Annotated in this window: 14 protein-coding genes; 1 reads left to right on the top strand and 13 read right to left on the bottom strand. The window is 42.5% G+C overall.

Annotated features, from left to right (window positions below; genetic code table 11):
• Positions 1-9 precede the first annotated feature (9 nt).
• The 6 genes from VZF35_RS22355 to guaB form a co-directional block, all read right to left on the bottom strand.
• Positions 10-1,083 carry a P1 family peptidase gene (locus VZF35_RS22355; RefSeq protein WP_407308592.1) on the bottom strand — a complete coding sequence of 358 codons (1,074 nt, stop codon included), beginning with the start codon at positions 1,081-1,083 and terminating at the stop codon, positions 10-12.
• Positions 1,084-1,165: 82 nt separating this feature from the next.
• Positions 1,166-1,948: an undecaprenyl-diphosphatase UppP gene (gene uppP, locus VZF35_RS22350; protein ID WP_407308591.1), complete on the bottom strand. Its 783-nt coding sequence runs from the start codon at positions 1,946-1,948 to the stop codon at positions 1,166-1,168.
• A gap of 72 nt (positions 1,949-2,020) precedes the next feature.
• Positions 2,021-2,602, bottom strand: a complete 582-nt coding sequence (locus tag VZF35_RS22345) for a TetR/AcrR family transcriptional regulator (protein WP_407308590.1) — start codon at positions 2,600-2,602, stop codon at positions 2,021-2,023.
• Positions 2,603-2,720: 118 nt separating this feature from the next.
• Positions 2,721-3,875, bottom strand: coding sequence for a glycerate kinase (locus VZF35_RS22340; protein ID WP_407308588.1), 1,155 nt, complete (start codon positions 3,873-3,875; stop codon positions 2,721-2,723).
• Positions 3,876-3,886: 11 nt separating this feature from the next.
• Positions 3,887-4,222, bottom strand: a complete 336-nt coding sequence (locus tag VZF35_RS22335) for a hypothetical protein (RefSeq protein ID WP_407308587.1) — start codon at positions 4,220-4,222, stop codon at positions 3,887-3,889.
• A 132-nt stretch (positions 4,223-4,354) separates the two neighbouring features.
• Positions 4,355-5,806, bottom strand: coding sequence for an IMP dehydrogenase (gene guaB, locus VZF35_RS22330; RefSeq protein ID WP_407308586.1), 1,452 nt, complete (start codon positions 5,804-5,806; stop codon positions 4,355-4,357).
• 229 nt (positions 5,807-6,035) lie between these two features.
• Between guaB and VZF35_RS22325 the strand changes: the two genes are divergently transcribed.
• On the top strand, positions 6,036-6,536 hold the full coding sequence (locus tag VZF35_RS22325; RefSeq protein WP_407308585.1) for an HD domain-containing protein: 501 nt from the start codon (positions 6,036-6,038) through the stop codon (positions 6,534-6,536).
• A gap of 24 nt (positions 6,537-6,560) precedes the next feature.
• Here VZF35_RS22325 and VZF35_RS22320 read toward each other — a convergent pair whose 3' ends face one another.
• The 7 genes from VZF35_RS22320 to rny form a co-directional block, all read right to left on the bottom strand.
• Positions 6,561-6,827: a translation initiation factor 2 gene (locus VZF35_RS22320; protein ID WP_407308584.1), complete on the bottom strand. Its 267-nt coding sequence runs from the start codon at positions 6,825-6,827 to the stop codon at positions 6,561-6,563.
• Between the two features lie 83 nt (positions 6,828-6,910).
• Positions 6,911-7,753, bottom strand: a complete 843-nt coding sequence (locus VZF35_RS22315; RefSeq protein ID WP_407308583.1) for a PHP domain-containing protein — start codon at positions 7,751-7,753, stop codon at positions 6,911-6,913.
• Positions 7,754-7,790: 37 nt separating this feature from the next.
• On the bottom strand, positions 7,791-8,744 hold the full coding sequence (locus VZF35_RS22310; RefSeq protein ID WP_407308582.1) for a dipeptidase: 954 nt from the start codon (positions 8,742-8,744) through the stop codon (positions 7,791-7,793).
• Between the two features lie 95 nt (positions 8,745-8,839).
• Positions 8,840-9,100: a stage V sporulation protein S gene (locus VZF35_RS22305; RefSeq protein ID WP_047808313.1), complete on the bottom strand. Its 261-nt coding sequence runs from the start codon at positions 9,098-9,100 to the stop codon at positions 8,840-8,842.
• Positions 9,101-9,224: 124 nt separating this feature from the next.
• Positions 9,225-10,007: a TIGR00282 family metallophosphoesterase gene (locus VZF35_RS22300; RefSeq protein ID WP_407308581.1), complete on the bottom strand. Its 783-nt coding sequence runs from the start codon at positions 10,005-10,007 to the stop codon at positions 9,225-9,227.
• Positions 10,008-10,092: 85 nt separating this feature from the next.
• Positions 10,093-10,653 carry a hypothetical protein gene (locus VZF35_RS22295; protein WP_407308580.1) on the bottom strand — a complete coding sequence of 187 codons (561 nt, stop codon included), beginning with the start codon at positions 10,651-10,653 and terminating at the stop codon, positions 10,093-10,095.
• Positions 10,654-10,792: 139 nt separating this feature from the next.
• Positions 10,793-12,340, bottom strand: a complete 1,548-nt coding sequence (gene rny, locus VZF35_RS22290; protein ID WP_407308579.1) for a ribonuclease Y — start codon at positions 12,338-12,340, stop codon at positions 10,793-10,795.
• Positions 12,341-12,644: the final 304 nt, after the last annotated feature.

Genomic DNA, 12,644 nt, shown 5'->3' with positions numbered 1-12,644 from the left:
TCTCTAGGTCTAAACCCGACCACCTTTCCAGTTTCTGATAAGTTGCAGCGTTTTCTCGATCGGAAGAGCGTGGCGAATATTTCCTTTTCTTCCTTCCATGGTTTCAGCTAAAAATAGCGCATTCCAGATACTTTCAGCCGTTGCCTCAACGACCGCCCGAAAGAAGTCATCAAGCTGCCAATCGGATAGATAATGGTGATTTTCAAAAGGTGACGTAGAAACCATTAAACAAAAATCTCCGCTTCCAGTCATAGAGATAGACCCTGTGCGAGCCATTCCTAAGCTTGCTCGACGTGCAAGCTGCTTTAATTGCCACCTCGATAAAGGTGCATCAGTAATACCTATCAGAATTAAAGAACCGGGTATATATCCCACTGTTTGAACAGAAAGCAATTCCCCAACTGGAACACCGGAGATAATTAAGTCTCTCAATTGTCCGAAGTTCGCCAAGGCCAACATGCCAAGGGTATAAACCCCTCGTTGACATTTTATAAGACGGGAAGAACTTCCAATGCCGCCTTTCAATTGGTAGCAGGACATCCCAACCCCAGCGCCGACATTTCCCTGAGGTATAGGTCCACCTCCAGCGCGTTGCAGAGCAAGTAAGGCATCCCATGGTTTGACATGCCGCCCTCTTATATCATTTAAAAACGAATCATCACATTCCATAACGACCACATTTGACGTCCGCGCATCATTACCAATTTCAGGATTTTGCTGCAGCATAAATGTAACCACCCCATGGCCTACATCGCTTACACTCAAAGTATTTGTAAGTAAAATTGGACAGTTCAGAAACCCCATCTCTTGAATAAATGGAACACCCATTGATTTTCCATAACCATTGATAACTTCGATCCCAGCCCAACAGGGTTGAAGATATAAATTTTCCGGACGAGGGATGATCGCTGTTACACCTGTTCTTACCGGGCCTTCACCAGGAGGAACTAAGGGACCTGTTCCTTTGATAAGGGATACATTGCCTACTTTTACTCCCGGAACATCCGTAATATCATTAAACGTACCGACTGGCATCTGTCCCAGCCAAAGTCCTAAACTTCTCGGTGAGGCTCTTTTAGACATTAAAAATCCCTCCATGTTACACTATGGGCAACAACGGAAGGATATGAATGATTTACTGATTTAGTGGACCAAATGAGAACCTTCAATGTCCTGCTAATACTAATCCGATGACAATTACCCCAATCAAAAAACGATATCCTACAAAAAGCCCAAAGTTACTTGTTTTTAAATATTGAAGTAAAAATGAGATACTTATAATTCCAACGATGAAGGAGGAAATCACCCCTACAGCAAAAGGTAAATTTATGGCTGCCATTGTTAAATGTCTTAGTTTAAGCACTCCAGCTCCTAATATAATGGGTGTTGACATAAGGAAAGAGAATCGAGCGGCGTCCTCCCTTTTTATATCTAAAAAACGAGCAGTTGTCATCGTACTTCCAGAACGGGATACTCCGGGTATAATTGCTAAGGCTTGGGAAAGCCCGATCCAAAGAGCGTCAGCCATCGTCATCGTATCCATTTTACGAATTTGACGCTTTCTATCGGCTAAATAAAGAAGAATCCCCATCACAATCATCATGATGCCAATGAGCAGAGGAGAACGAAACGTAGTCTCTGCTTTTTTTTCTAACGCCAGTCCAAATAAGCCCCCTGGGATCGTTGCCACCACTAAGTACCAGAAAATTCTTTTCTCGTCCGAAGCCTTTCGTTGAAATACTGCCTGAATTAAGCGAAGCCAATCTTTCCAGAAATAAAGAACTACAGCTAAAAGAGTACCCATGTGAAGTGCAACATCGAAGGTTAAACCAGGATCTTCCCAGCCGAATAGCCAGGGGATAAGTACTAGGTGTGCCGAGCTGGAAATGGGAAGAAATTCACCCAGACCTTGAACAATACCTAAAACTAATGCATGAAAAACTGACACTGTACCCCCTCCATGTCTAAAAGTTGGTTTTACTATATCACATCACGCCGGGAATTCAAATGGTATACCCCATCATGCTTCCTGCTGCCTTTCTGAAAGTCCATCTAAGAAAACGCTAAGTGCCTTATTCACCTCTTCATGTAAAATTCCGCTGCCAGAAACAAACCAACGAATAAAGTGATGAATTACCATTCCTTCAAGACTTTCCGCTAAAAAGGCAGGATCAAAATCAAGATTGATCTCACCATTTTTTTGCCCAACAGCCAGGATGGCAAGTAGGGCATAATGCAAACTCATATCGTAATCCGCTCCGTCACGACTACGTATTGTTACCCAGGCAATTTCCCGATCTTGAACCATGAAATCAGTCCAATCGTGAAGAATACTTTCTAAACGTTGTCTTGTAGTTAGTCCAGGATTGCGACGCCCTGTGTCGACAAGGTCTTGGCAAGTTCGCCTGGAGAATTCCAGTACTACCGCTTCTTTTGTTGAAAAATAGTTATAAAAGGTTCCTTTTCCAACATCGGCATGTTGAGTAATCTGTTCAATAGACGTCGCTACAAACCCTTGCAGGCGAAAGAGTTTCATGGCATTCGAATAAATCTTCTCACGAGTCTCCTTTTTCTTTCGCTCTCTTCGAGACAAGTCAGCCACCATTATTCCCCCTTTATATTCGGATACAGCAAATCACTACTTTATAAGTACTCATTCGCCACATACCAAATATTTCCTCCTGAAAAAAGGGGGTTACACAGATAAATCTAATCAATTGTTATCGTTTCTTATTGGCAGCTGCAGCTCCTAATTTCCAAACTGTTAAAATCCTCCAAACTGCCCTCTCCAGTTGTTCTTCCCCTTTAGAAAACGCTTCTTCTAACGTTCCTGGTCCCTCTGAGACACTAAAAGAACAACTAACTCCATGTTCTGAGAGGAGATCTGGATAGCCCTCTACCGCACCAGAAATAACGAGCACCGGAACTTCGTATTTTCTGGCTAAGGCGGCAACCCCTACCGGTACTTTTCCATAGGCAGTCTGAAAGTCAGTCCTTCCTTCACCTGTCAGGACTAAATCAGCATGTCGAATTTTATTATCCGCATTCGCTACGTCAAGAATCATTTGTGACCCTGGTCGTAATTTTGCTCCTAAAAAGCCAACGAGACCTCCACCTAATCCACCTGCGGCTCCGCCACCCGGCAAATCTAAGAGGTTAACCCCAGAGAGAGCACTCAACTTTTCCCCAAAATTAAAGAGTGCGGCGTCTAAAACCCGAATATCCTCAGGATTAGCGCCCTTTTGAGGGCCATATACCGCACTTGCTCCTTCAGGACCGCATAATGGATTCTGGACATCGCAGGCAACCTCAAACTGTACCTCAGGGAGACGCGGATCAAGTTCTGAGAGGTCAATTTTTTTAAGATTCGCTAAAGCCGCTCCCCCCGGAGGCAACTCCTTTCCCTGGGCGTCCAATAATTTGGCTCCCAAGGCGACCGCTAAGCCTGCCCCGCCGTCGTTTGTGGCGCTGCCTCCAATACCAAGAAGAATCTTATTCACTCCCCGATCTAAGGCATCCCGAATTAGTTCTCCAGTTCCTTGAGTTGATGTGATTCGCGGATCTCTTTCCTCTACTCTTAGAAGAGGCAACCCAGAAGCCGCTGCCATTTCAATGATCGCAGTTTTATCCTGATCAATAAGCCCATAAGCTACTGATGTCAGACGTCCGAGCGGATCTTTTACCCTTACTTCTACTTTTCTCCCTTGCACAGCACTTAGAATAGCTTCCACAGTGCCCTCTCCTCCATCGGCCATGGGGATAAGATCCACGAAGCATTCCGGATAAACTTTACGAGCTCCTCTTTGCATAGCTAACGCGACATTAAAGGCATTCAAGCAACCTTTGAATGAGTCAGGGGCAATTACGATTCTCATGTTTCTCACTCCTAATCCTTAGATTGTGCACGTTTTCCGATGACAGCTCCTAGTTTAACAAATATTATGAAACTGCTGAAGTCCAGAATTACCATGATCCAACTTTCAATAGGAATTCCATAGATGTACGCAACATAATACGAGAAGGCATTAAAAAGAAAACCTGCGAGGTAGGCGATATAAAGATTTTCTTGCCGAGGACGATACCCTACTAAAAAGCCAAGAGGATAAAAAAGAGCAAAATTAAACGCCAATTGACTCAGTACACCGCTCGAAACAAAAAACTCGCTCCAAAAAAAGAAGAGCAAGCCTAAGAGGAGTAAGTATCGCCAGAAAGCAGTATTCATGGTTACCTCCCGTAAAACAAGGAGAGAGTCTGAAAGAAACTCTCTCCTACTAGTTTCATCTCGCTTTAAATGAATGTTGCCGTGATAATATCCCTTGAACTGTCTCGAGGATTTAAAGAAATTAGCGAAGGGCTAGCTATAATTTGGTGCTTCTTTCGTGATGGTCACATCGTGCGGATGACTCTCACGAAGTCCTGCTGCTGTTATGCGAATAAATTGAGTTTGCGTTCTCAAGGCTTCAATCGTTGCCGTTCCGCAATATCCCATTCCAGCACGCAAGCCACCAATCATCTGATAAATCGTTTCTGAAACAGGACCTTTGTAAGGGACTCGACCTTCAATACCTTCTGGAACAAGTTTCTGGTCTTTTTCTTGGAAATATCGATCACGGCTGCCTTCCTTCATAGCGCCAATTGATCCCATACCCCGATATACTTTGAAACTCCGTCCTTGAAAGATTTCCATGTCTCCAGGGCTCTCCTCTGTCCCAGCAAAAAGACTGCCTATCATAACAATACGAGCTCCGGCTGCTAAGGCTTTGACAATGTCACCTGAAAACTTGATTCCTCCATCAGCAATGACAGGTATACCATACTTATCCGCTTCTTCAGCACAATTCATAACAGCTGTAATTTGAGGAACACCAATCCCCGCCACCACTCTCGTTGTGCAGATGGACCCTGGGCCGATGCCTACTTTAATTGCATCCGCACCTGCTTCGATTAATTCACGAGTTGCTTCCGCTGTAGCGACATTCCCTGCGATTAACTGCGTATCCGGGAAACTTTGTCTTAGAGTTCTTACTGTTTCGATGACCCCTTTGGAGTGTCCATGTGCTGTATCGAGTACAATAACATCGACTCCTGCCTTAACTAAGGCCTCTGCGCGCTGCAGAGTATCGGCTGTCACTCCAACAGCAGCACCAACTCGCAATCGGCCTCTTTCATCTTTCGCTGAATTCGGATATTGCCTGGATTTTTCAATATCTTTAATCGTAATTAAGCCTTTAAGCATTCCTTCTGCATCAACGATTGGCAATTTCTCAATTTTATGTTGACCTAATAGTTCTTTAGCATGTTCAAGGGTAGTACCCGCAGGAGCCGTCACTAAATTTGTCTTCGTCATGACCTCTGATATTAGACGATCATAATTCTTCTCAAATCGCAAATCACGGTTCGTTAATATCCCGACTAATTTTCCCTCAACAGTAATAGGTACTCCAGAGATCCGATATCGTTCCATGAGTTTTAAGGCATCAATAATTTTATCATCCGGTTTCAAATAGATAGGATCTGTAATAACCCCGTGTTCTGATCGTTTGACTTTGTCAACTTCTAAAGCTTGTTGATCAATGCTCATATTTTTATGAATAATCCCTATGCCGCCTTCTCTAGCCACAGAAATTGCCATACGGGAATCCGTTACAGTATCCATTCCTGCGCTCATAAGCGGTATATTGAGTTTGATTTTCTTAGTGAGATAAGTGCTAACATCAACGTCCCGTGGGAGAATCTCTGACTTTGCGGGTACGACAAGAACATCATCAAACGTAAGGGCTTCTTGGATAATACGATTGGACTGCATGACTAGCTCCCTTTCCAAATAGTTTTCTAATTAGTATATCAGATATTCTATGATTAAAACAGCGTTTCCTCTAATATTTGTGCTTTCTATTCAGAGACAGGATACTATCATTGCGTCCTTGAAAATCAACGCCCTATCATGCATATATTTCCCATAAATCAAGGAAAATACTCCAGCGTGCTTGTCAACTAGATTCTAGTTCTTTATGATGGAGAAAGGAGGAATCAACATGTTCTATCGAGTCCATCAATTTGTTCAAGCATTTTTTCCCCGTATTCATCCTTCAGAAACCTTCGAAGCAATAAGATTTTTATCCCCTAAGGCCAAATCACTCTTTCTTCAACAATCTCCTGCCGAACAACGACACGCTCTCTCAGTTGCCCAAAGTCTGCTGGACTATCAAGATATTCTTTCTTCTTCTGATTATCTTGATCTAGTGACTGCTGCACTTCTGCATGATTGTGGCAAATCTCTCGTCACTATCCGGCTATGGCAGCGCGTATTTATAGTTCTGATGCAGCAAATGCCAAAATCCCTATGGATTCGTGTAGAAAATGGTCCGGCATTCTTGGCAGCTCCATTAAAAATAGCTAAGCATCATGCGCTTTGGGGCGGTAATTTAGCTCATAAAATCGGGCTAAATCCCAGAATATGCCTACTCATTCGCGAGCACCATACTCCAAGCACTAAACTCGGCCAGATGCTCCATAAGGCAGATAATGAACATTAAAAAGCATGAGAAGTATCTTTCGACTCATGCTTTTTGTATTGATGATTCAACTATTTCCTTAAGCTCAACGATTTCTTTGTTTTTCGAGAATATCCATTTGGCAAATCGTTTATTGTCCCGCTGCAATCGAACATTCTCTTTCTCTAGTTGATGAACTAGAGAAACCTTTTCGCGTTCAACTTTTTCTAATAAGTTCATCAAGACTCGCCGACTTACTCTTAAATGTTCAACACGTTGTTCCAATTCTCCAACACGTGCCCGTAGTAATCGTATTTCATCCGTAGAATCCACTGCCTAACGCCCCCCGACTTGTTCTTCAATAATATTCTATGCCGAGGGATCGTATTTTAACCCTGATGCTCTTTATTTAGCACTTAATTACGCTGCGCTAGGTCGAAGATTTGTAGAATTACTTCTTCATCGACTCCCCAATACCCAATTTTCACTCCAGGTTTACGAGCTTCACCGTGGAAATCTGATCCACCTGTCATGAGTAAGTTATACTCTTTCGCCAAAGTGCGATATCTCTGTTCATCTTCATGATTGTGTTCAGAATGCGAAACTTCAATCCCCTGCAGCCCAACATCAATCCAAGCTGGGATTCCATCTTCAAGGCGACGGACCCCTGGATGGGCCAAAACTGCAACCCCATGCGCTTCTCTAATTAGGCCGATCCCTTCTTCTGGAGTCAGTTTATAAAGAGGGACATAAGCCGGAGCACCTCTTCCAATAAAACGTTCAAAAGCTTCTTTAATACTGCTGACATAGCCGCGTTCTAAAAGTACTTGAGCAATATGAGGACGGCCAATTGATTCACCTAGAGCAAATTGCTGAACTTCCTGGAAGGTTATCTGAACACCTAAATGGTTAAAACGATCGAGAATTTCAAGCATTCTTTGTTCACGTGCCTTACGCAGACCTTTTAACTGTCTATTTAAATAATCCGACGAGCCATCAAGCTCATAACCAAGAATATGAACCTCTCGTCCCTTCCAATCAGTGTTTAATTCAATCCCCCTCACCAGCTTAATTTGATAGTTTCTTCCGGCTATTTCAGCTTCTTGCCAACCCTGAATTGTGTCATGGTCAGTAATGCCAATCCCTTTTAACCCCAACGCTGCGGCAGAGCGAATAACTTCAGTTGGTGATAGTAATCCGTCAGATGCCGTCGTATGGCAATGTAAATCAACATCGTAGAGATCAATTGCTGAATCCAATGCTTCTACCCCTTTTCCCAAACAATCGTAGCTTCATTCACTTTAGCACGTCTGATAATACTCGGATAAAATTCCCACCTGAAATCTGTTCTATTTCCTTGTTTGAAAATCCGATTTTTTCTAAATCCTCAATGAGATATGTGTAGTCACTAACATTTTCCAGACCTTTAGGTGTCGCATCGATTCCGTCAAAATCCGATCCAAAACCCACCGTCTCTACGCCGGCTACCTCAGCAATATGACTTATATGACGAACAACATCTTGTCGAGTCACAGGGCTGTTCCCTTTTAAGAATTCAGGATAAAAGTTCACTCCCACAATTCCCTTTTGCTTCGCTAAAGCGCGCAGTTGAGGATCTGTCAAATTGCGTGGATGGGGGCAAAGTGATTGTGCACAAGAATGAGTGGCCGCTACAGGATATTCTGTAAGGTCTAAAACATGCCAAAACCCTTCTTCATTCAAATGTGAAACGTCAATCAGCATACCTAATTGATTCATACGCTTGACGACTGCTTGACCCAAATGCGTCAATTTACTGTGGGTTTCTTTTTCCCCCACTCCATCTGCTAAAGCATTTCGTTGATTCCAAGTTAACCCCAAAGATCTTACTCCTAGTCTGAAAATCGTATCAACCATGAATAAATTTTCCCCGAGGATTTCTCCGCCTTCAACGCTTAACAAAACTCCAATCTTTGTTGGCTCGGGTATTCTATTTAAGTCCAATTTTTCCCGAATAAGAAAAACCTGATCTGAATGTGCCTCGACAAAACGATGAACTCCCTCGATAAGTTCTAAACCTCTCCAAGTCGCCTTTGACGGTTTATACTGAGTTTCTATAAAAGCCGCTAAAAACTGGAGAGATACATTAGCGTTTCTGGCTCTAGGAATATCCCAGTGACCGCCTTCCGTGGGCGCTGACAATGTCCTCTCATGGTTGACATAATGAGCGATACTATCACAATGTCCGTCAACTATAAAATAGTTCTCCAAAGTAGCACCTCTTCTCCTAATGTTTAAGGGGCTAAATTCAAATAAATAAGCACCTGTTTGCTCGTTAATCATGCAAACAGGTGCCTTTACACAACTTAGCGCGGCTGAACGATTAACTTAATCGCTGTTCTCTCTTCTCCATCAATCACAACATCTGTAAAAGCCGGAATGCAAACAAGATCAACGCCACCCGGCGCCACAAAACCGCGTGCAATAGCTACAGCTTTAACGGCTTGATTTAAGGCCCCAGCCCCAATAGCTTGTAACTCCGCTCCGCCACTTTCACGCAGAACTCCTGCGAGAGCTCCTGCAACAGCATTGGGACTTGATTTTGCTGAAACTTTTAATACATCCATAATTCATCCTCCTGCTCGATTCGTTTACAGGTATTACCACAACTATGAATATATGTATTCGAGAGTGAGCAGAAGAAATCCTCTTTTTCTAACTAAGTTTTCTGACTTTTATGGAAAAATTACTTTATACCTCGATGAAACGTTGAATCGGTTCAATCTTCAATGCCCTGCCTGATCCTTCATCAATTTCAATCGCTACAGCATTTATTTGAATTGGTCCATTCGCCAATTCAAATTTTGCAGGAAGCTGAGTTAAAAATCGATTGATTATAATTTCTTTCTTAATCCCCAAGACCGAATCTCTTGGTCCTGTCATTCCTACATCGGTAATATAAGCCGTTCCTTGAGGGAGAACTCTAGAATCAGCAGTTTGAATATGAGTATGAGTTCCAACGACTGCACTGACTTTTCCATCGAGAAACCATCCTAAGGCAACTTTTTCTGAAGTAGCTTCTGCATGAAAGTCGACAAGAACGATGGGGGTCTCCTGTTTAAGTTGGTTAATCCAGCGAATAGCGCCACTGAAAGGATCATCTAAAGGGTTCATAAATATCCGCCCTGATAGGTTTAAAACTCCAATCTTATAGCCCTTGGTTCGTATAAAGCCGTATCCTTGCCCAGGTGCCCCTATAGGATAATTGGCAGGGCGAATCATCCTTGTCTCACGATCTATGAAATTCAGAATATCGCGATTATCCCAGACATGATTCCCCATGGTGAAAAATTGGATTCCATAATCAAAAAGTTCTTCAGCTATTTCTTTGGTCAGCCCTTTTCCTGAAGCAGCATTCTCAGCATTCGCGATCGTCACATCAATATCATAGTCCAGCTGAAGTGGCTTTAAAAAACGTTTGATTCCTTCTCTTCCAGGCTTACCGACTATATCTCCGACAAAAAGTAAGCGCAACCCATAAACCTCCTTCTGCGAGTTCCAAACTACCGATCGATTCATCGATATTTTGATACTGTTCCCCCTTTGGAGCTCTCTTAAACTAATTATTAAAGACTAAAACACGGCCTTCGTCTCTCAAGGCAATGACGTTTCTTTGGATATCCATAAATTTAATAGAGGTTAGCATTTGACTTATTACTTCTTCCTGGAACGCTAATTCTTCGTCTGCCAGATTTGTTTCATCATATACTAACTGTTTTCCGAACTTACGTTTCAGGAGTTCTACAATCAGTCCTACTTCACGTTGGCTAACGCTTTCTAGATCACGTACTATTGTCAGAACACTAACGTTTTCTTCGTTTCGGCAAGTTATTTCCAAAACACGTATTTTCTGTCCTTCAAGATGATGGTAAAACTCCAGAGCAGGTCTAAGGATATCTTCTAAGGAAGCAAGGTCTATCTGCTGTTTGATCATAAATGTAAACTTTAGGGCATGTTGCTCATACCAATAATGAACAGCACCTAATTCAGAATATCTCATCAAAATTGAAGTCAACAAATCAACTCCATCGGAACCACGTCTTACATCGTTGGGTAGATTATTAAACACCGTTGTCAATCCTCTCTTTTGCTCTGTCCTATCAAGAGAATTATTCGGCAAAAGGGCACAATCTCCTGCAAAATTCTTTTTTCAATCACTTTTATGTTTAATATTTAGCCTTAGAGGCTCTGCGAGCGGAAGTCCATAAAGCAAAAATCAGGCGATCTTTCCGATCGCCTGATCAAAGATTCCATTATAATTACTTGGCAAAGTCAACCGCCCTAGTTTCACGTATAACAACGACTTTAATTTGTCCCGGATATTCAAGTTCTTCTTCAATACGTTTACTAATCTCCCGTGCCACTCGCGGAGCAAGCACGTCATCAATCTTGTCTGGCTTAACAATAATCCGAACTTCCCGTCCAGCCTGAATAGCAAAACATTTTTCTACTCCTTCAAAGCTTTCTGCAATATCTTCAAGTTTTTGCAAACGCTTGATATACGTTTCCAACGTTTCACGACGCGCACCGGGACGAGCTGCGGAAACTGCATCAGCCGCAGCAACTAAAACAGCTACTATACTTTTTGGCTCTACATCATTATGGTGAGCTTCAATAGCATGGATAACATCACTAGATTCCTTATATTTTCTCGCTAAGTCTACTCCGATTTGAACATGAGTTCCTTCTAGATCGTGATCAACCGCTTTACCGATATCATGCAGCAACCCTGCACGTTTTGCTAATTGAACGTCCACTCCTAACTCGGCTGCCATTAATCCGGCGAGGTGGGAAACCTCCGTCGAATGCTTCAAGACATTTTGGCCATAGCTAGTACGGAATTTTAAGCGTCCAAGCAAACGAATCAATTCAGGATGAAGTCCATGAACCCCAGTCTCAAAGGTAGCTTGCTCTCCTTCTTCGCGGATTTTTTGATCGACTTCTTTCTGAGCTTTTTCCACCATTTCCTCAATACGAGCTGGGTGGATACGGCCATCAGCAATCAATTTTTCCAAAGCAATACGAGCTACTTCGCGGCGGATGGGGTCAAAACCGGATAAAATTACCGCTTCAGGTGTATCATCAATAATAAGATCGATTCCGGTCAAAGTTTCCAAAGTTCGAATATTGCGTCCTTCGCGGCCAATAATCCGCCCTTTCATTTCATCACTGGGCAGGGCCACAACAGATACTGTCGTCTCAGCGACATGATCAGCGGCACACCGCTGGATAGCCAAAGAAATAACGTTCTTAGCTCTTTTTTCGGCTTCTTCTTTAGCGCGAGTCTCAATTTCTTTAATCATGATCGCTGACTCATAGCGAACTTCTTCCTCAACTCTTTTCAAAAGAAGCTGCTTGGCTTCTTCCGAGGTCATGCCGGATAAACGCTCTAGTTCAGCTTGTTCTTTGTCTACAAGCTGATTCAACTCATCTTTAAGAGAGTCCACTTCGGCTTCCTTACGATGCAAAGTCTCTTCTTTACGTTCAAGGGACTCAATTTTTCGGTCTAAACTTTCTTCTTTTTGTAATAGGCGTCGTTCCAGCCGCTGCAGTTCATTACGACGTTCCCGGGTTTCCTTTTCCACCTCATTGTGGATATGCATGACTTCTTCTTTTGCAGCGATAATTGATTCTCGTTTTTTGCTTTCTGCAGCAGACAGCGCATTTTCAACGATCCGTTTTGCTTCTTCTTCTGCGGTTCCGATAACCTTCTCTGCAGTATTTCTACGAATATGCCAGCCAACTAAGGCCCCTAGACCTAATCCCACTAATATGGCAACTAACCCTGTAATAAATATTGCGATCATACGTCACACCTCCTTGTTTGTAAAAATTCTAAATTTTATTCTTAAATAAAAAAAACTGGTTTCCAAAACCAGTCTCTTAAGCAAACCTTTAAGACGGAAGTCCTCTCCCGCTTCCTACAACTCTCGTTAGTCAAAAAACAATATAAAACTGACTATTCACGAAATCTATAAGAAAACCATTAAAGGCTAAATCTTAACAGAGACAGGTCTCTGTTAAGATTTTAATATCATTTGCAATTAATGTCAAGCTTGTCCTAAATGGGTAAATTCTATTCAGATTTTCTAAAGAAATCTACGGTTATTA

The organism is Desulfosporosinus paludis (assembly GCF_045689965.1).
Classification (GTDB): domain Bacteria; phylum Bacillota; class Desulfitobacteriia; order Desulfitobacteriales; family Desulfitobacteriaceae; genus Desulfosporosinus; species Desulfosporosinus paludis.
Note: the sequence above shows the minus strand (reverse complement) of the source record. Positions and strands in the feature narration are given on the sequence as shown.